Raw genomic sequence first — 17787 nt, forward strand, 5'->3', positions numbered from 1 at the left:
TCCAAAGAATGTCCGCTTACGAGATCGTTCATCACGAGTACGACGCCATCGTCGTGGGTGCCGGCGGTGCCGGCCTGCGCGCGACCCTGGGCCTGGCCGAAGCCGGCCTGAAGACGGCCAACATCACCAAGCTATTCCCCACGCGTTCGCACACCGTGGCGGCGCAGGGCGGCATCTCCGCCGCGCTGGCCAACATGGGCAAGGACGACTGGCGCTGGCACTTCTACGACACCGTGAAGGGCTCCGACTGGCTGGGCGACCAGGACGCCATCGAGTACATGACCCGCGAGGCCATCCCCGCGATCATCGAGCTCGAGCACTACGGCGTGCCGTTCTCGCGCACCAAGGAAGGCAAGATCTACCAGCGCCCCTTCGGCGGCATGACCACCGACTTCGGCAAGGGCCCCCCGGCCCAGCGCACCTGCGCTGCCGCCGACCGCACCGGCCATGCCATGCTGCACACGCTCTACCAGCAGAGCCTCAAGTGCCGCGCGCAGTTCTTCATCGAATTCTTCGCCCTAGACCTGCTGATGGACGAGGACGGCTCCTGCCAGGGCGTGCTCGCCTGGGAGCTGGCCACCGGCAAGCTGCACCGCTTCCGTGCCCACGAGACGATCCTGGCCACCGGCGGCTACGGCCGCGCCTACTTCTCCGCCACCTCCGCCCACACCTGCACCGGTGACGGCAATGCGATGGTGCTGCGCGCCGGCCTGCCGCTGCAGGACCTGGAGTTCGTGCAGTTCCACCCGACCGGCATCTACGGCTCGGGCTGCCTCATTACCGAGGGCGCGCGAGGCGAGGGCGGTTACCTCACCAACCAGAAGGGCGAGCGTTTCATGGAGCGTTATGCCCCGTCCGTGAAGGACCTGGCGCCGCGCGACATGGTGAGCCGTGCCATGGCCACCGAGATCCGCGAAGGCCGCGGCGTCGGTGCCGAGGCCGATCACATCTTCCTGCACCTGGAGCACCTGGGTCCGGAAGTGCTGCACTCCAAGCTGCCGGGCATCTCCGAGTCGGCCAAGATCTTCGCCGGCGTGGACGTGACCAAGCAGCCGATCCCGGTGGTGCCGACGGTGCATTACAACATGGGCGGCATCCCGACCCTGTACACCGGCGAAGCGGTGACCCTGAAGAACGGCAACCCCGACTCCGTGGTCCCGGGCCTGATGGCCGTGGGCGAGGCCGCCTGCGTGTCGGTGCACGGCGCCAACCGCCTGGGCTCCAACTCGCTGCTCGACCTGGTGGTGTTCGGCCGCGCCGCCGCCATCCAGGCCGCCAAGCTGGTCAAGCCGGGCACCCCGCACCGCAAGATCAGCGGCGCCTCCGAGGAGAAGGCCTTGGCCCGCCTCGACGGCTTCCGCAATGCCAAGGGCGGCACTGCCACGGCGAAGATCCGCCTGGACATGCAGAAGACCATGCAGAAGCACTGCGCGGTGTTTCGCGACGGCCCGCTGATGCAGGAAGGCATCACCAAGCTCAACGGCGTGATCGACAACTTCGTGCAGGACGTGAAGGTCTCCGACCGTTCCATGATCTGGAACTCGGACCTCTGCGAGACGCTGGAACTCGACAACCTGCTGGGCCAGGCGCTGCTGACCATCGTCGGCGCCGAGAATCGCAAGGAGTCGCGCGGCGCCCACGCCCGCGACGACATCAAGGACCGCGACGACACGCAGTGGATGAAGCACACCGTGGCCTGGCGCACCGCCGACAAGCAGGTGAAGATCGACTACCGCCCGGTACACATGCAGCCGCTGGACAACGACGTGGAGCACATCCCGCCCGTTGCCCGCAAGTACTGATCGCAAGGATTCCACGTCATGGCACAGTTCACGCTCCCGCAGAATTCCAAGCTCGACAAGTCGGCCGGCAAGCACCACAAGGCTCCGGAAGGCTCCAAGAAGGTCCGCAACTTCAAGATCTACCGGTATGACCCGGACACCGGCGCCAACCCGCGCATGGACACCTACGAGGTGGACATGGCCAGCTGCGGCCCGATGATTCTGGACGCACTGATCAAGATCAAGAACGAAACCGACGCCACGCTGACGTTCCGCCGCTCCTGCCGCGAGGGTATCTGCGGTAGCTGCGCGATGAACATCGACGGCACCAACACGCTGGCCTGCACCAAGACCTGCGAAGAGGTGAAGGGCGAGGTCGTCATCTACCCGCTGCCGCACATGCCGGTGGTCAAGGACCTGGTCCCGGACCTGACGCACTTCTACGCCCAGCTCGCCTCGATCGAGCCCTGGCTCAAGACCGACTCGCCTGCACCGACGCGCGAGCGCCTGCAATCCGAAGAGGACCGCGCCAAGCTCGACGGTCTCTACGAGTGCATCCTCTGCGCCTGCTGCACTACCAGCTGCCCCAGCTACTGGTGGAACGGCGACCGCTACCTGGGCCCGGCGATCCTGCTGCAGGCCTACCGCTGGCTGGCCGACAGCCGCGACGAGGCCACCGGCTCGCGCCTGGACGAGTTGGAAGATCCGTTCAAGCTGTACCGCTGCCACACGATCATGAACTGCGCCAAGACCTGCCCCAAGGGTCTGAATCCGGCGAAGGCGATCGCCGAGACCAAGAAGATGTTGGTCGAGCGTAGGGTCTGAAGAATCGCTTGCGGGAGCCGCTGACCGCGGCTCCCGCAACCGGATCGCCTAGCTTCGCGACGGATACGCTCATGGAAGAAGGCAAACTCCGCTGGCTGCTGCGCCGCGGCATGAAGGAACTGGACGTCCTGACGGAGCGCTATTACGCGCATCGCTGGCCCTCGGCCACGGAGGCCGAGCGCGCCCTCTTCATCCAGATGCTGCAGACCACCGAGGACCCGGACCTGTATTCCTGGTCCATGGGGTACTCGCAGCCTCCCGAGACCTATGCCGATGTCGTCGAACAGCTTCGCCGCCACCACTGACCTGAACCTGCGGCCGTCCTACCGGGCGCACCGCTTCCTGTTCATCCTGCACATGCTGGCGCTGTGCCTGCTGCTGGCGGCGATGTCGCCGGGCTGGCCCATGATGCTGCTCTGCGCCGCGTTCGGCGCGTCCTGGGTCTGGCTGCGCCGCCATGCCGCCTTCGGCTTCGGCCGCCGCGCCCTGGTGCGCCTGGTCTGGCAGGCCGACGGCCAGTGGCTGGTGGTGGACAGTGCCGGCCGCAAGGACGAGGCCGAGCTGCTGGGCAACAGCTGCGTCCACTCGCGCATGATGGTGCTGAACTTCCGCCTCAAGTCCGGCGGGCGCCGCACCCGTGTGGTGCTTGGCGACGAGCTGGGTGCCGACCCCCTGCGCCGCCTGCGCGCCCGCCTGATGTCCTTCGCCTGCGCCGCTGGCACCTGACGGGGGACCGCCGCTTTTCCCAATCGATTCAAGGCCCGCGCTGCGGGCCTTGTCGTTTCTGCATGCGAGCGTCGGGCCCGCGGCCGGGCCTTTCCGGAGTTGGCATTGCCTGTGCATGCCGAATCCCAGAGGTCCGGACCGGTGGTCGGTCCCGGGCAGGAAAGGGAGCAGGATCGTGACTCTGAATTCCAGGTGGGACCGGGTAGGGCTGATGCTCGTCCTGGTGGCGGCGCTGGCCTATGCCGGCAGTGCGGCGGCGGCACCGACCATGGTGGCCTTCGACCAGATCAGCGCCGGTGATACGGCGTGGATGCTGACTTCCACCGCCCTGGTGCTGCTGATGACGATCCCGGGCCTGGCCCTGTTCTACGCCGGCATGGTGCGCAAGAAGAACGTGCTGGCCACCACGCTGCAGAGTTTTGCCGTCACCGCCCTGATCACGGTGCTGTGGATCGTCATCGGCTACAGCCTGGCGTTCTCCCCGGGCTCCCCCTTCATCGGCGGGCTCGACAACCTGTTCCTGGGCGGGCTGAAGTACTTCAAGGAAGCCGGGCAGCTGAGCGTCAATCCGCTGGCCCCGACGGTGCCCGAGTCGGTCTTCATCATGTTCCAGCTGACCTTCGCCATCATCACGCCGGCGCTGATCACCGGCGCCTTCGCCGAGCGCATGAAGTTCGGCTCCATGATGGTGTTCGTGGCGGCCTGGTCGCTGCTGGTCTACGCACCGGTCGCGCATTGGGTGTGGTCGCCGGACGGCTGGCTGGCCAAGCTCGGCGCCCAGGACTTCGCCGGTGGCACGGTGGTGCACATCAACGCCGGCGCCGCGGGCCTGGCCTGCGCCTACATGCTGGGCCGCCGCAACGGCTACGGCTCCGAGCCCTTCATCCCCTACAACCTGGCTTTCACGCTGATCGGCGCCTCGCTGCTGTGGGTGGGCTGGTTCGGCTTCAACGCCGGCTCCGCCGCGGCCTCCGACGGCCGTGCCGGCATGGCCATGCTGGTGACTCAGGTGGCCGCTGCCACCGCCGTGCTGACCTGGATGGGCGTGGAGTGGATCATCCGCAAGCGTGCCTCGCTGCTCGGCGCCTGCTCCGGCGCGGTGGCCGGCCTGGTGGCGATCACCCCGGCATCCGGCTTCGTCGAGATTCCGGGCGCGCTGGCGATCGGCGCCGCCTCCGGCCTGCTCTGCTACTGGGGCGCCACCGGCCTCAAGCGTCTGCTCGGCGCGGATGATTCGCTGGACGTGTTCGGTATCCATGGCGTCGGCGGCCTGGTGGGCGCCCTGCTGACCGGCGTGTTCTCCAGCAAGGTCATTTCCGGTGCCGAGGCCAGTCTGATGGTGCAGGCGGTCGGTGCCTTCGCCACGCTGTTCTACAGCGCCGGCATGACCATCGCGATCCTGCTGCTGCTGCGCTTCACCATGGGCTTGCGCGTGAACGGCGACGAGGAACAGGCCGGCCTGGATCTGGCCCTGCACGGTGAACGCATCGTCTGACGCCAGGGACTGGCATGGGAGCAGAGGGAGGCATGTGGGCAGGTGCCCCGGCGGCAATGCAGCCGGCGGCACCTGGAACAGGAGGGTTTTCGATGACCGACGGTGACAAGCTGGCCCTGGCGACACGTCTGTACGTGCGGCTGCGGCATTGCACCGGACGCATTACCGATGCGCTGTGGATGACGCAGAACATGGAGTACGCCCGCGAGATCGTGCGCATGGCGCGCATGGGCGGAGATGATGAACTGACGCGGCTGGCGGACCGCTTCGAGGAAGTGATCATGGGCCGCCCGCGTGCGATGGTGGCCGCTTCGGCGGCACCCCCTCAGGCCACCGCCGAGGCTCCGGTGAGCCCGGCGACGTTCGGGAAGTACAAGGGGTCGCTGCGGTAGCGGCAAGCAGGCTTTCCTGTCTTCCCTCTCAGGCCAGAGGAGAGGGAGGACATGGGGTGCTCAACCGGATTTGCGCCCTTCCAGAACCGTCGGCATCGCCCTCGCCAGCGTGTGCGGATAGTCCAGCGTGTAGTGCAGCCCGCGCGATTCCTTGCGCAGCAGCGCCGAGCGCACGATCAGGTCGGCGCAGACCACCAGGTTGCGCAGCTCCAGCAGGTGCGCGCTGATGCGGTAGTTGCCGTAATACTCCTGGATCTCGCGGGCCAGCAGCTCGATGCGGTGCTGTGCCCGTTCCAGGCGCTTGGTGGTGCGCACGATGCCGACGTAGTCCCACATGAAGGTGCGCAGCTCCAGCCAATTGTGCGAGACCACCACGTCCTCGTCGGAGTCGGTAACGCGGCTTTCGTCCCAGGGCTTGAGTCCATGCGGCATCGCACGCTGGTCCAGGATTGCCAGCAGGTCGTCGGCGGCCGCGGCGGCAAAGGCCAGGCATTCCAGGATCGAGTTGCTGGCCAGGCGGTTGGCGCCATGCAGGCCGGTGCAGGCGACCTCGCCGATGGCGTAGAGGCCATCTACGTCGGTGCGCGCGCGCAGATCGGTGTGCACGCCGCCGCAGGTGAAATGCGCCGAGGGCACCACCGGGATCGGCTCGCGGGTGATGTCCAGGCCCAGTTCCAGGCAGTGGGCGTGGATGCTGGGGAAGTGGCCCTTGATGAACTCGGGCGACTTGTGGGTGATGTCCAGCAGCACATGGCGCAGGCCCAGGCGCTTCATCTCGTGGTCGATGGCGCGGGCGACGATGTCGCGCGGCGCCAGCTCCGCGCGGCTGTCGAAGCGCGGCATGAAGCGCTCGCCGGCCGAGCCGTCGGCGTTTGGCAGGCGCAGCAGGGCGCCTTCGCCGCGCAGGGCCTCGCTAATCAGGAAGTTGCGCGAATCCTCGTGGTACAGGCAGGTCGGGTGGAACTGCATGAACTCCATGTTCGAGACGCGGCAGCCGGCGCGCCAGGCCATGGCGATGCCATCGCCGGAGGCGCCGAAGGGGTTGCTGGAATAGAGGTAGACCTGGTTGGCGCCGCCGGTGCACAGGGCCACGGCCTTGGCCGCCACGGCCTCGACCCGGCCGGACTCGCGGTCGAACAGGTAGGCGCCCAGCACTCGCTTCTGGTCCGGGTCCACGATCAGATCCACGCCGACACTGCGCTCGCGCACCGTGATGCCGGGATGGGCCGCGACCAGGGAGGCGAGGGTGGTTTCCACGGCGCGGCCGGTGGCGTCGGCGGCATGGACGATGCGCCGGTGCGAGTGGCCGCCCTCGCGGGTCAGGTGCAGTCCCAGGCCACTGGAGTCGTCTTCGTCGCGGGTGAACTGCACCCCTTGTTCAAGAAGCCAGTGGATGCAGGCCGGGCCGCGCTCCACGGTGAAGCGCACGGCTGGCTCGTCGCAGAGGCCGGCGCCGGCCACCAGGGTGTCCGAGACGTGGTTTTCCAGGGAATCGGCGGCGTCCAGCACGGCGGAGATGCCGCCCTGGGCCCAGAGGGTGGAGCCGGAGCTGAGCTGGCTCTTGGAGACCACGCAGACCTTGCGGCCGGCCTGGGCCAGGCGCAGGGCCAAGGACAGGCCGGCTGCACCGCTGCCGAGGATGAGGACTTCCGTATCGGACATGTGGGGGATGCTAGAATCGCGAATTCGTGTCGAAAACCGCCGTGTTTGCCGGAACAGGCAGGCGGCCATTGATTTTGGGGTCTAACTTAGCCGTTCGCGCCACCCTTGTCGAAAGGGCGGTCGCGGCAGCCTGATGCGTAAATGAGCGAAGAACAACTTGACGAACAGCTGGTCGCTCGCGCGCAAGAGGGTGACAAGCGCGCCTTCGAGCTGCTGGTCCGCAAGTACCAGTACAAGATCATCCAGCTGGTCAGCCGCCTGGTCGGAGACGCCGACGCGCCCGATGTAGCCCAGGAAACCTTCATCAAGGCCTACCGCGCGCTCAACGGCTTCAAGGGCAACAGCGCCTTCTACACCTGGCTGTACCGCATCGGCATCAACACCGCCAAGAACCACCTGGTATCGCGCGGCCGCCGGCCGGCGGGCAGCGACATCGACATCGCCGACGCGGAACTGTACGGGCATACCGAACATCTAAGCGATGTCGATACCCCCGAGGCCGTGCTGCTGACCGAGGAAATCAAGCACAAGGTCGCCGAGGTCATCTCCGGACTGCCGCCGGACCTGCGCAAGGCCATCACCCTGCGCGAGCTGGACGGCCTGTCCTACGAGGAAATCGCCGAGATCATGGAATGCCCCATCGGCACGGTGCGCTCGCGCATCTTTCGGGCCCGCGAGGCGATCGATGCCGTCATCAAGCCGCTGATCGAGTAGCCCCTGTGCGCACTGCAACAAAATCTCTAGTCGGTTCCTGCGGAACTTTTTGCCGCGGCCGCGGTTAAGCTTATATTCAGGTAGCAAGGTACTGGCCCCATGTCCCAAGAATCCCTTTCCGCCCTGCTCGACGGCGAGTGCACGCCCGAGGAGCTGGACCGGTTGCTGGACCGGTTGGATCGCTCGCCGGAGATGAAGGAGGCCTACAGCCGCCTGTGCCTGTCGCGGGAAGCCCGGGAAGGTACCCGCATCACCCGCGAGCAGGCCTGCATCTGCGCCGGCGTCATGGCCGGGCTGGATGAAGCTCCCCTGCCGGCCAGCGACAAGCTGGTGGACCTGGATAGCCGCCGCCCCAATCGCCGAGCCGCCCTGGCGCGCTGGAAGCCCCTGGCGGGCTTTGCCGCCGCCGCCTCCTTCGGCGCAGTCGCCATGCTGGTGACACTGCCGCAGACCGCCCTGGTGGCGCAGCACGGCGAGGCCGCCCCCGGCTTCTCCCCGGCAGCCGTCACCGCCCCGGTCTCGCTGCCGCTGCCCTCGGCTCGCCCGCAGGGCCTGCGCGCGGTCTCGGCCAGCGCCGCCGAGATCCAGCAGATGCAGGAAGACGACCTGTCCAACTATCTGATCGAGCACAGCAACACCGCGGCCAGCCGCGGCATGGGCGGCACCCTGTCCTATGCCCGCTTCGCCGCGCACAACGCCGTCTACCGCCCGCAGGCGGAGGAACAGCGCTGATGCGCGGTCGCGCCCTCCTCGGTGCCCTTGCGCTGGCAGCGGCCCCCACGGCCTTCGCGGCGGACCCGGCCGATTTCCTGGTGCGGATCGGCGAGGCGGCGCGCAACAGCAACTACCAGGGCGTGATCATCTACCAGGGTGACGACATGCTCGAGACGATGCGCGTGACGCATCGCTTCAAGGACGGCACCGAGCACGAGCGTGTCCAGTCGCTCAACGGCGATCCGCGCGAAATCCTGAAGGAAAACAACAAGGTTATCTGCCTGTTGCCGAAGGATCGCAAGCTCACCATGAACCTGCCGACGCCCAAGGCGCTGTTCCCGGCCCTGAGCGTGGAGCGCCTGCAGCAGATCTCGCAGGTCTACGAGTTCAAGGACCTGGGCACCGCCCGGGTAGCCGGCCGGACCTGCCAGGGGCTGGCCATCGCCCCCCGCGACCAGTTCCGCTACGGCTACGAGATCTGGGCCGACCAGCAGAGTTCGGTGCCGCTCAAGGTCAGCCTGATCGGCCGCAACGGCGCCGTGCTGGAACAGATGATGTTCACCGAGATTGATTTCCCGGCCAGCATTCCCGATTCGGCCTTCCGGCCGCAGCTGCCGCCCGGCGAGACCCGCCAGGTGGTGCAGATGATCGAGAACCCGCCGCTGCCGCCGCAGGGCGCGGTGGCCACCAGCGCTGCCGGCCTGAAGCTGGACCGCATGCCGCCGGGCTATCGCGTGGCCTTCCGCGAGTTGCGTCCGCTGCCGGGTGGCCAGGGCATGGTCGAGCACGTCGTGCTGTCCGACGGCCTCTCCGCGATCTCGGTGTTCAGCGCCATGAAGCCGGCGCCAGCCGGCAATGTGCAGACCCAGAGCGTTTCGCAGATGGGGACGGTCCATGCCTACCGCCGCATGGTTGGCGGGTTCCATGTCACCGTCGTGGGCGAGGCGCCGCAGGAAACCGTGCGCATGATCGGCGACGGCGCCAAGCCGGCCGGCAAGGTCGAGGCCGCCGCCGCAGCCCCCTGAGTGCGCGGCGTCCCGGTTCCGGCGGCATGCCAGCGGGCCGGAAGTTTGAATTTCCGTTGATTTTCCTTTGAAATTCACCTTGCCCCGCTTTTTTGGGCCTTTCGGCCCGGAGTCCTCGATGCGTATTGCCGCCCCTTCCCTGCGGCTGACCGTGCTTGCGGTCGTCATGCTGCTGTCCGCCTGCGAGCGTGGGCCGCAGATCGTCGGTACGCCGGATTTCGCCGACCTGGTCGAGCAGGTATCACCCTCGGTGGTCAACATCAGCACCGTGGTGGGTGAGTCGCCGGCCGACCCCGCCGCTTCGGCCAACGGCGACAGCAGCGAGCAGGAGAGCCTGGAGGGTGCGCCCGACTGGTTCAAGCGTTTCCTCGAGGAGCACCAGGGCGAGAGCGAAGAGGAGCCGCCGCTGGAGAACACCCCGCAGTCGCTGGGCTCCGGCTTCATCCTGTGGAAGGACGGCTACGTCGTCACCAACTACCACGTCGTACGCGACGCCAAGGAAGTGATCGTGCGCTTGCTGGACCGGCGCCAGTTCACCGCCCAGGTGGTGGGCAGCGACGAGGCCAGTGACCTGGCGCTGCTGCGCATCGAGGCCAAGGACCTGCCGGCGGTGAAGCTCGGCGACGCCAGCAAGCTGCGCCCCGGGCAGTGGGTGCTGGCCATCGGCTCGCCCTTCGGTTTCGATTACTCGGTCACCGCGGGCATCGTGTCGGCCAAGGGCCGCAGCCTGATCACCGAGCAGTACGTGCCCTTCATCCAGACCGATGTCGCCATCAACCCCGGCAACTCGGGCGGCCCGCTGTTCAATCTCAAGGGCGAGGTGGTGGGCGTCAATTCGCAGATCTACTCGCAGTCCGGTGGCTACCAGGGCCTGTCGTTCTCGATCCCGATCGACGTGGCCGCCAAGGTGGCCGGCCAGCTCAAGGAGCACGGTCGGGTCAAGCGTGGCTGGCTGGGCGTGGTGGTGCAGGAGGTGGACCGCGACCTGGCCATCTCCATGAAGATGGACAAACCCGAAGGTGCCCTGGTGGCCCGCGTGATGCCGGGCAGCCCGGCCGAGAAGGCCGGCCTGCGGGCCGGCGACATCATCCTGAGCTACAACGGCATCGAGCTGGCCAGTTCCACCGCGCTGCCGCCGATGGTGGGCATCACCGATCCCGGCGACAAGGCGGAGGTCAAGCTGTTGCGCGAAGGCAAGCAGATGACCCTCAAGGTGGCCGTCGGCGTGCTGCAGCCGGATGCCGATCCTGGCCCGGCAAAATCCAGCCCGGTGCCAGCGGCTCCCGCCGTTCCCGCCCCGGCGGATGCCCTGGGCCTGACCGTGCGCCCCCTCACCGATGGCGAGCGCCGCGACGCCCAGCTGGGCGGCCCCGCCAGCGGCGTGATGGTGGCCGAGGCCCGCGATGGCCCGGCGGCCCGTGCCGGCGTGCGTGCCGGCGACGTGCTGCTGCAGATCAGCGGACAGGAGGTCGGCAGCCCGGCGCGCTACCGCGAGGTGGTCGGGCGTCTGACCCCAGGCCAGACCGTGCCGGTGCTGGTGCAGCGCCGCGGCGCGCCGCTGTTCCTGGCCATGGACGTGCCGGAGGCTCCGGCGGCCCGGGGCAAGCCTTGATCCCCAGGCTGCTGCTGTTGTCGCGGCCCGGCTGCTGCCTCTGCGACGAGCTGGAGGAGGACCTGCTGGCCGAGTTCGGCCCCGGCCGCTTCGAGCTGGAAAAGGCCGACGTCGACACCCGCCCGGAATGGCGGCACGAGTACGGCGTCCGCATCCCCGTACTGCTGGATGCCGCCGGCAGGGTCCTGAGTGAAGGACGGCTCGACCCTGCCCGGGTAACCGCAGCCCTGTAGGCCCGCTCGCTATATACTGCGCGGCCTCGCTGGCGGCCCCCGGCCGCAGATTCCCATGAAACAAGAAAATATCCGCAATTTCTGCATCATCGCGCACATCGACCACGGCAAATCGACCCTGGCCGACCGCTTCATCCAGCTCACCGGCGGCCTTGAGCTGCGCGAGATGACAGAGCAGATCCTCGACAACAACCCGATCGAGCGCGAACGCGGCATCACCATCAAGGCCCAGGCGGTGCAGTTGCACTACCGCGCGGCGGATGGCGAGATCTACCAGTTCAACATCATCGACACCCCGGGCCACGTCGACTTCTCCTACGAGGTCTCGCGCTCGCTGGCAGCCTGCGAGGGCGCGCTGCTGGTGGTGGACGCCTCGCAGGGCGTCGAGGCGCAGTCGGTGGCCAACTGCTACACCGCGCTGGAGCAGCACCTGGAAGTGCTGCCGGTGCTGAACAAGGTGGACCTGCAGAACGCCGAGCCCGAGCGCGTGGCCGACGAGATCGAGCAGGTCATCGGCATCAGTGCCGTGGACGCCTTGCGCATCTCGGCCAAGACCGGCCTGAACGTGCCGGCCGTGCTGGAGGCGGTGGTGCAGCAGCTGCCTCCGCCCAAGGGTGACCCCAACGGCCGACTGCAGGCATCGATCGTCGATTCCTGGTTCGACAACTACCTCGGCGTGGTGTCGCTGGTGCGCATCGTCAACGGCTCGGTCCGCAAGGGCGAGAAGATCCGCGTGATGTCCACCGGCAAGGACTACGAGATCACGATGATGGGCGTGCACTCGCCCAAGCGCGTGTTCAAGGAGCAGCTGGAAACCGGCGAAGTAGGTTTCATCATCGCCGGCATCAAGGACATCTTCGGCGCACCGGTGGGCGATACGCTAACGCGTTCTTCCGCCCCCTGTGAAAGCGAGTTGCCGGGCTTCCGCCAGGTGCAGCCGCGCGTGTTCGCCGGCATGTTCCCGATCGACGCCGAGGACTTCGAGGACTTCCGCGAGTCGCTGCAGAAGCTGCGTCTCAACGACTCGGCCCTGCAGTTCGAGCCGGAGAACTCCTCCGCGCTGGGCTTCGGCTTCCGCATCGGTTTCCTGGGCATGCTGCACATGGAGATCGTGCAGGAGCGTCTGGAGCGCGAGTACAACCTGAATCTCATCACCACCGCCCCGTCGGTGGTCTACGAGGTGCTGACCACCCAGGGCGAGATCAAGAAGGTGGACAACCCGGCCGAGCTGCCGGAGCCGGGCAACATCGACGAGATCCGCGAGCCGATCATCGTGGCCCGCGTGCTGATGCCGCCCGACTACGTCGGCCCGGTGATGCAGCTGTGCATGGAGAAGCGTGGCGTGCAGCGCAACCTGCGCTACCTCGGTTCGCAGGTGCAGCTTGAGGTGGAGATGCCGATGGCGGAGGTCGTGCTCGACTTCTTCGACCGCCTCAAGAGCGTGTCGCGCGGCTACGCCTCCTTCGAGTACGACTTCCTGGAGTTCCGCGCCGCCGACCTGGTGCGCCTGGACGTGCTGGTCAACGGCGACAAGGTCGACGCCCTGGCCACCATCGTGCACCGCGAGAACTCCTACAACCGCGGCCGCGACCTCTGCGAGAAGATGCAGGACGTCATCCACCGCCAGATGTTCGACATCGCGATCCAGGCGGCCATCGGCTCCAAGATCATCGCCCGCAGCACGGTCAAGGCGCTGCGCAAGGACGTTACCGCCAAGTGCTACGGCGGCGACGCATCGCGCAAGCGCAAGCTCCTGGAAAAGCAGAAGGAAGGCAAGAAGCGCATGAAGCAGGTGGGCTCCGTGGAAATTCCGCAGGAAGCCTTCCTCGCCGTGCTGGGCGTGGACAAGAAGAAGTAAGTTCCCGAGGATAGAACCGATGCAGGATTTCCACGTCGATTTCGCGGTGCTGCTGACGGCAGCGACGCTGCTGACCGGCATCGGCTGGGCCCTGAACAAGTGGGTGCTGGCGCCGCGCCGTGGCGAGGGCGTGCCGCCCAATGCGATCGTGGACTTCTGCCAGTCCTTCTTCCCGGTGATCGCCGCGGTGCTGCTGCTGCGCTCCTTCATCGCCGAGCCCTTCCGCATTCCGTCCGGCTCGATGATCCCGACCCTGCTGGTGGGCGATTTCATCCTGGTCAACAAGTTTGCCTACGGCCTGCGCGATCCGGCATTCCACAACAAGTTCCTGCCCAACGGCCTGCCCGAGCGCGGCGACATCGTCGTCTTCCGCTACCCGCTGGACCCGCGCCAGGACTACATCAAGCGCATCGTCGGTCTGCCGGGCGACCACCTGGTATACAAGGAAAAGCGCCTGACCGTGAACGGCCAGGAGATGACACAGGAGGCCGATGGCGCCTTCCCGGTGCAGGGCGGGCATGCTTCCGGCGTGGTCTACCGGTTCTCGGAGGACCTGACCGGCGTCCGGCACCATGTGCTGGTCGACCCCGACCGCCCCTCGGATGACTTCGAATTCACCGTGCCACAAGGCCAGTACTTCGCTATGGGCGACAACCGCGACGGCAGCTCGGACAGCCGCGTCTGGGGCACGGTACCGGAGCGGAACCTGGTCGGGAAGGCCTTTTTCATCTGGATGAGCTGGGATAGCGTCCGTGCGCGGATCGATTTCTCGCGTATCGGAACCGTGATTAAATAGCCCTATCCACGGGGAGGAAAGGTTCCATGCAGTCTCGTCATCGTCAAAAGGGCCTTGGCTGGTTCGGCCTGTTGTTCATTTTCGGCACTATCGCATTCGTGGCGATCGTGGGAGCCAAGTGCTTCCCGATCTACATGAACCAGTTCAAGCTGCAAAGCACGCTGAACAAGGTCGCCAGCGGCGCAGATTCGGGTTCGGATGAAAGTGGCACGGCGCTGCGCAAGGAATTGCAGCGCTACTGGGACATCGACGACATCACGCGCATCCAGCCGAAGGACATCAAGGTCAAGCGAACTGAGCGGGGCCGCTTCATGGTCTATGACTATGAAGCCCGCGAGCGCCTGTTCTACAACATCTACATCGTCATCCACTTCGAAGGCGAAGTGCCGATGTCGAAGGTTTCGGTCTGATCTTTGGGCAGTCCGGACGCCACGCTGGTTCAGCGTCTCGGATACAAGTTCCGGGACGGCGCCTTGCTGCAGCAGGCCCTGACGCACCGCAGCTACGCGCACGGCAACAATGAACGTCTCGAATTCCTCGGCGACGGACTGTTGAACTTCGTCATCGGCGAGCGCCTTTATGCACTCCAGCCGAAGGCCGAGGAGGGTGCGCTGTCTCGCCTTAGGGCCAGCCTGGTGCGGGAGGAGACCCTGGCACTGCTGGGGCGCGATCTGCAACTCGGCGAGTTGCTGCGGCTGGGCGAGAGCGAACTGAAGTCCGGCGGCTACCGGCGCGACTCGATCCTGGCAGACGCACTGGAGGCCATCATCGGTGCCGTCTTCATCGACGGCGGTTTCGACGCGGCGCGCGGCGTCTGCGAGCGGCTATACGCCCCGCTGCTGGCCGACCTACCCGATGCCGAGTCGCTAAAGGACCCCAAGACCCGCCTGCAGGAAGCCCTGCAGGCCGACGGCCGGCCGCTTCCGCGCTACGAAATCCTGTCGGAGTCCGGGCCGCCGCACGCGCGTCGCTTTGCCGTGCGCTGCCTGTTGCCCGACAACGAGTCCTTTACCGAGTCCGAAGGGGCTTCCCGCCGCAGCGCCGAACAGCGCGCGGCCGAACTGATGATTTCCAAGATCCATGCGTAGCGGAATGGTTTCGGTGATCGGGCGCCCTAACGTAGGGAAAAGCTCGCTGGTGAATGCCCTGGTCGGCCAGAAGGTGAGCATCGTCTCGCACAAGCCGCAGACCACGCGCCATCGCATCCAGGGCGTGCTGCACGAAGAGCGTGGCCAGGTGGTGTTCGTCGATACGCCGGGCCTGCACAAGGTGGAGACACGCGCGCTCAACCGCGTGATGAACCAGGCCGCCGCCGGCGCCATCCACGACGTGGACCTGGTGCTGTTCGTGGTGGAACTGGGACGCTGGACCGACGAGGACCAGGCCGTCCTGCAGCGTCTCGAGGGGCTGAGCGTGCCGGTGGGCCTGGTGGTCAACAAGATCGATCGCCTGGACGACAAGGAAAAGCTGCTGCCGCTGTTGCAGAAGCTGGCCGAACGCCGCGATTTCGCCTTTATCGTGCCGTTGTCGGCGCAGAAGCGATCCAACCTGGGCGGTCTGGTGGATGAACTGTTCAGCCGCATCCCGGAAGGCGATCCGCTGTATCCGGAGGACATGGTCACCGGCAACGACCTGGGCTTCACGGTGTCCGAAATGATCCGCGAGAAGCTGATCCGCGCGCTGCATCAGGAACTGCCGTACTCGACCACCGTCCAGGTCGAGGACTACAAGCGCGAGGGTAACCTCGACCGCATCCATGCCGTGATATGGGTGGAGCGCGAGGGGCAGAAGAAGATCGTCATCGGCGAGGGCGGCGCTACGCTCAAGGCCATCGGCACCTCGGCGCGCCGTGACCTGGAGCGCATGCTCGGGCGCAAGATCTTCCTGCAGATCTGGTGCAAGATCCGCGAGAACTGGAGCGATGACCCCAAGGCTCTCAAGCGCTTCGGTTTGACGCCCGACTAGCGACGCCATGGACCATGGGCGCGTCCAGCTGGAGCCCTGCTGGCTGCTCAGCGCCAAGGCCTACAGCGAAACCAGCCTGCTGATCGAGGCCTTCAGCGAGCGTCATGGCCGCATCGGCCTGATCGCCAAGGGGGCCAGGTCCCCCAAGTCCCGCAACCGCGCGCTGCTGCAAGCCCTGCGCCCCTTGTTGCTGAGCTGGACCCAACGTGGCGAGCTGGCGGCCCTGACCGGCGTCGAGGCCAACGGCCCGCCGCCCGAGCTCGTCGGGGAGCGCCTGTTCTACGGCTGGTATCTGAACGAACTGCTGCTGCGCCTGCTGCACCGGCAGGACCCGCACCCCGACGCCTACAGGGCCTACGAAGAAGCCCTGGCCGCCCTGCAGGGGCCGGAAGCCGAATTCGCCCTGCGCCTGTTCGAGAAGCGCCTGCTGGCCGACATCGGCTATGGCCTGGAAATTCCGGACGACATCGAGCCCTCGCTCAGCTACAGCTACGGTGAGCAGGAGGGCTTCCGGGCAGCCTCGCGCGGACCCTGTTCCGGGGTGGCCCTGATCGCCCTGCGCGACGAGCGCCCAGCCGCCGACGGTCCCTGGCGTAGCGAACTTCGCCGTTTGATGCGGGAGCTGGTTCGCCGGCAGCTCGGCGGGCGGGAGCTGGAGACCGCCAAGCTGCTGCGGCAGCTGCGCGCAAGGGTATGATGCGGCCCTCATCGCAGCCGGCCGTCTCCATGCCCTCCAAGCTCTCCGCCATCCGCCTCGGCGTCAACGTCGACCATGTCGCCACCTTGCGCCAGGCGCGTGGCACGCCTTATCCGGACCCCGTCGAGGCGGCCCTGATCTCAGCCAGCGCCGGCGCCGAGAGCATCACCATGCACCTGCGCGAGGATCGCCGGCATATCCAGGACCACGACATCGAGCGCCTGCTGCGTGTCAGCCCGGTGCCGCTGAACCTGGAGATGGCGGTCACGCCGTTCATGCTCGACTTCGCCTGCCGGCTGAAGCCGAAGTACGTCTGCCTGGTTCCAGAAAAGCGCGAGGAATTGACCACCGAGGGCGGCCTCGACGTGGCCGGCCAGTTGGCATCCGTGAAGAGTGCCTGTGCGCGCCTGGCCAAGGCCGGCATTACCGTGGCCCTGTTCATCGACGCCGACCCGGCGCAACTCAAGGCCACCAAGGCCACCGGCGCACCGCACATCGAGATCCACACCGGCACCTACGCCGACACCAGCGGCCGCAAGCAGGCGGCGGAGCTGGAGCGCATCACCAAGTTCGCACGCATCGCCAAGAAAGCCGGCCTCGAAGTCCATGCTGGCCACGGCCTGACGCTGCAGAACGTCGGCGCCATTGCACGCATCCCGGAGATCGAGGAGTTGAACATCGGGCACAGCATCGTGTCGCGTTCGGTGTTCGTGGGTTTCCCGGCAGCGGTTGCCGAGATGAAGCGTGTGATGGTGGAAGCGCGCTACGCAGCGAAGTAGGCGCTTAATGATAGGTTGTTAGTAAAGATCTGCCGCACCGGGCCCTGGCAGGCCCGGCGGACAGCACTGCCAGCTTGTTAAAGAGACAGCCCATCCCAGGACCCTTTCGCGGATGCAGGGGCAGAGCCCTACTCGGTTGTCTGCCGGATGGTCTGTGTCGGCGCGGAGCCCTGCGCCTGTAGCCCGAGGTGCACCTGGGCTCATGGGGATATTCTGACCGCTGGGGGTGGGAATCCCTAACGGAGTTCCGTATTTCTGCGAGGTCTGGGTGCTAATCGTGTTCACCCCTCGACAAGCTCAGGGCGAACGGCCGCGCGAAACCTTGCAGGCTCCCCCTCTCCTCGGCAATTGCTCCATGCATTGCCCTACCTCGGGCATCCATGCCCTCGCCAACCCCTTATCTCTTGGTCTTTTCGTAATCTGGTGTCGAGAGCCCGGCGTGCGCGCCCGATAAACCCTTGATCGAGCGATCGTGGGAGAGCCTGGAGCCGCACGCCGGTTCTCACTACCGAC

Annotated in this window: 19 protein-coding genes; 18 read left to right on the forward strand and 1 reads right to left on the reverse strand. The window is 66.7% G+C overall.

Features of this window, described 5'->3' with window-relative positions:
* Positions 1-8: 8 nt before the first annotated feature.
* The 6 genes from sdhA to QT386_RS19220 all read left to right on the forward strand — a co-directional run bounded on the left by sdhA (position 9) and on the right by QT386_RS19220 (position 5219).
* Entirely contained in the window at positions 9-1802 is a 1794-nt protein-coding gene (gene sdhA / locus QT386_RS19195) for a succinate dehydrogenase flavoprotein subunit (protein ID WP_289275364.1), read from the forward strand.
* Positions 1803-1820: 18 nt separating this feature from the next.
* Positions 1821-2606, forward strand: coding sequence for a succinate dehydrogenase iron-sulfur subunit (locus QT386_RS19200; RefSeq protein WP_289275365.1), 786 nt, complete (start codon positions 1821-1823; stop codon positions 2604-2606).
* A 71-nt stretch (positions 2607-2677) separates the two neighbouring features.
* Complete coding sequence (locus tag QT386_RS19205) at positions 2678-2911, forward strand: succinate dehydrogenase assembly factor 2 (protein ID WP_289275366.1); 234 nt, start codon at positions 2678-2680, stop codon at positions 2909-2911.
* Complete coding sequence (locus QT386_RS19210) at positions 2880-3332, forward strand: protein YgfX (protein ID WP_289275367.1); 453 nt, start codon at positions 2880-2882, stop codon at positions 3330-3332. Before QT386_RS19205 ends, QT386_RS19210 begins: the two co-directional genes overlap by 32 nt.
* A gap of 211 nt (positions 3333-3543) precedes the next feature.
* Positions 3544-4827 carry an ammonium transporter gene (locus tag QT386_RS19215; RefSeq protein ID WP_301334411.1) on the forward strand — a complete coding sequence of 428 codons (1284 nt, stop codon included), beginning with the start codon at positions 3544-3546 and terminating at the stop codon, positions 4825-4827.
* 92 nt (positions 4828-4919) lie between these two features.
* Positions 4920-5219: a hypothetical protein gene (locus QT386_RS19220; protein WP_289275369.1), complete on the forward strand. Its 300-nt coding sequence runs from the start codon at positions 4920-4922 to the stop codon at positions 5217-5219.
* Positions 5220-5279: 60 nt separating this feature from the next.
* Here QT386_RS19220 and nadB read toward each other — a convergent pair whose 3' ends face one another.
* The gene (gene nadB / locus QT386_RS19225) at positions 5280-6881 is read right to left on the reverse strand and encodes an L-aspartate oxidase (protein WP_289275370.1); all 1602 of its coding nucleotides are present in this window, start codon (positions 6879-6881) and stop codon (positions 5280-5282) included.
* Between the two features lie 141 nt (positions 6882-7022).
* On the opposite strand from nadB, the gene rpoE reads away from it, so the two are divergent.
* From rpoE to pdxJ, 12 genes are all read left to right on the forward strand, one after another.
* Entirely contained in the window at positions 7023-7595 is a 573-nt protein-coding gene (gene rpoE, locus QT386_RS19230; protein ID WP_289275371.1) for an RNA polymerase sigma factor RpoE, read from the forward strand.
* A gap of 99 nt (positions 7596-7694) precedes the next feature.
* Positions 7695-8327, forward strand: coding sequence for an RseA family anti-sigma factor (locus tag QT386_RS19235; RefSeq protein ID WP_289275372.1), 633 nt, complete (start codon positions 7695-7697; stop codon positions 8325-8327).
* Positions 8327-9334, forward strand: a complete 1008-nt coding sequence (locus QT386_RS19240; protein WP_289275373.1) for a MucB/RseB C-terminal domain-containing protein — start codon at positions 8327-8329, stop codon at positions 9332-9334. Before QT386_RS19235 ends, QT386_RS19240 begins: the two co-directional genes overlap by 1 nt.
* A gap of 118 nt (positions 9335-9452) precedes the next feature.
* Positions 9453-10946, forward strand: coding sequence for a DegQ family serine endoprotease (locus QT386_RS19245; RefSeq protein WP_289275374.1), 1494 nt, complete (start codon positions 9453-9455; stop codon positions 10944-10946).
* Positions 10943-11179, forward strand: coding sequence for a glutaredoxin family protein (locus tag QT386_RS19250; RefSeq protein WP_289275375.1), 237 nt, complete (start codon positions 10943-10945; stop codon positions 11177-11179). Before QT386_RS19245 ends, QT386_RS19250 begins: the two co-directional genes overlap by 4 nt.
* 55 nt (positions 11180-11234) lie before the next feature.
* On the forward strand, positions 11235-13037 hold the full coding sequence (gene lepA, locus QT386_RS19255) for a translation elongation factor 4 (protein ID WP_289275376.1): 1803 nt from the start codon (positions 11235-11237) through the stop codon (positions 13035-13037).
* Positions 13038-13056: 19 nt separating this feature from the next.
* Positions 13057-13833 carry a signal peptidase I gene (gene lepB, locus QT386_RS19260; RefSeq protein WP_289275377.1) on the forward strand — a complete coding sequence of 259 codons (777 nt, stop codon included), beginning with the start codon at positions 13057-13059 and terminating at the stop codon, positions 13831-13833.
* 26 nt (positions 13834-13859) lie between these two features.
* The gene (locus tag QT386_RS19265) at positions 13860-14243 is read left to right on the forward strand and encodes a DUF4845 domain-containing protein (RefSeq protein ID WP_289275378.1); all 384 of its coding nucleotides are present in this window, start codon (positions 13860-13862) and stop codon (positions 14241-14243) included.
* Positions 14244-14306: 63 nt separating this feature from the next.
* Positions 14307-14921: a ribonuclease III gene (gene rnc, locus QT386_RS19270; RefSeq protein WP_367401465.1), complete on the forward strand. Its 615-nt coding sequence runs from the start codon at positions 14307-14309 to the stop codon at positions 14919-14921.
* Positions 14914-15798 (forward strand): GTPase Era, encoded by an 885-nt coding sequence (gene era, locus QT386_RS19275; protein ID WP_367401466.1) that lies wholly within the window; start codon positions 14914-14916, stop codon positions 15796-15798. The genes rnc and era overlap by 8 nt, the downstream gene beginning before the upstream one ends.
* 7 nt (positions 15799-15805) lie before the next feature.
* Positions 15806-16495, forward strand: coding sequence for a DNA repair protein RecO (gene recO / locus QT386_RS19280; RefSeq protein ID WP_289275380.1), 690 nt, complete (start codon positions 15806-15808; stop codon positions 16493-16495).
* A 29-nt stretch (positions 16496-16524) separates the two neighbouring features.
* Positions 16525-17274, forward strand: coding sequence for a pyridoxine 5'-phosphate synthase (gene pdxJ, locus QT386_RS19285; RefSeq protein WP_289275381.1), 750 nt, complete (start codon positions 16525-16527; stop codon positions 17272-17274).
* Positions 17275-17787: the final 513 nt, after the last annotated feature.

This window comes from Solimonas sp. SE-A11 (assembly GCF_030345715.1).
GTDB lineage: Bacteria > Pseudomonadota > Gammaproteobacteria > Nevskiales > Nevskiaceae > Solimonas_A.

What these genes read in the sequence shown, in the direction of transcription:
- recO (WP_289275380.1), top strand. Translation starts at nt 15,806, where the DNA reads ATGGACCATGGGCGCGTCCAGCTGGAGCCCTGCTGGCTGCTCAGCGCC.
- pdxJ (WP_289275381.1), top strand. Translation starts at nt 16,525, where the DNA reads ATGCCCTCCAAGCTCTCCGCCATCCGCCTCGGCGTCAACGTCGACCAT.
- nadB (WP_289275370.1), bottom strand. Translation starts at nt 6,881, where the DNA reads ATGTCCGATACGGAAGTCCTCATCCTCGGCAGCGGTGCAGCCGGCCTG.
- QT386_RS19265 (WP_289275378.1), top strand. Translation starts at nt 13,860, where the DNA reads ATGCAGTCTCGTCATCGTCAAAAGGGCCTTGGCTGGTTCGGCCTGTTG.
- QT386_RS19200 (WP_289275365.1), top strand. Translation starts at nt 1,821, where the DNA reads ATGGCACAGTTCACGCTCCCGCAGAATTCCAAGCTCGACAAGTCGGCC.
- sdhA (WP_289275364.1), top strand. Translation starts at nt 9, where the DNA reads ATGTCCGCTTACGAGATCGTTCATCACGAGTACGACGCCATCGTCGTG.
- era (WP_367401466.1), top strand. Translation starts at nt 14,914, where the DNA reads ATGCGTAGCGGAATGGTTTCGGTGATCGGGCGCCCTAACGTAGGGAAA.
- lepB (WP_289275377.1), top strand. Translation starts at nt 13,057, where the DNA reads ATGCAGGATTTCCACGTCGATTTCGCGGTGCTGCTGACGGCAGCGACG.
- QT386_RS19205 (WP_289275366.1), top strand. Translation starts at nt 2,678, where the DNA reads ATGGAAGAAGGCAAACTCCGCTGGCTGCTGCGCCGCGGCATGAAGGAA.
- QT386_RS19240 (WP_289275373.1), top strand. Translation starts at nt 8,327, where the DNA reads ATGCGCGGTCGCGCCCTCCTCGGTGCCCTTGCGCTGGCAGCGGCCCCC.
- QT386_RS19220 (WP_289275369.1), top strand. Translation starts at nt 4,920, where the DNA reads ATGACCGACGGTGACAAGCTGGCCCTGGCGACACGTCTGTACGTGCGG.
- QT386_RS19245 (WP_289275374.1), top strand. Translation starts at nt 9,453, where the DNA reads ATGCGTATTGCCGCCCCTTCCCTGCGGCTGACCGTGCTTGCGGTCGTC.
- lepA (WP_289275376.1), top strand. Translation starts at nt 11,235, where the DNA reads ATGAAACAAGAAAATATCCGCAATTTCTGCATCATCGCGCACATCGAC.
- QT386_RS19210 (WP_289275367.1), top strand. Translation starts at nt 2,880, where the DNA reads ATGTCGTCGAACAGCTTCGCCGCCACCACTGACCTGAACCTGCGGCCG.
- QT386_RS19215 (WP_301334411.1), top strand. Translation starts at nt 3,544, where the DNA reads ATGCTCGTCCTGGTGGCGGCGCTGGCCTATGCCGGCAGTGCGGCGGCG.
- QT386_RS19235 (WP_289275372.1), top strand. Translation starts at nt 7,695, where the DNA reads ATGTCCCAAGAATCCCTTTCCGCCCTGCTCGACGGCGAGTGCACGCCC.
- rpoE (WP_289275371.1), top strand. Translation starts at nt 7,023, where the DNA reads ATGAGCGAAGAACAACTTGACGAACAGCTGGTCGCTCGCGCGCAAGAG.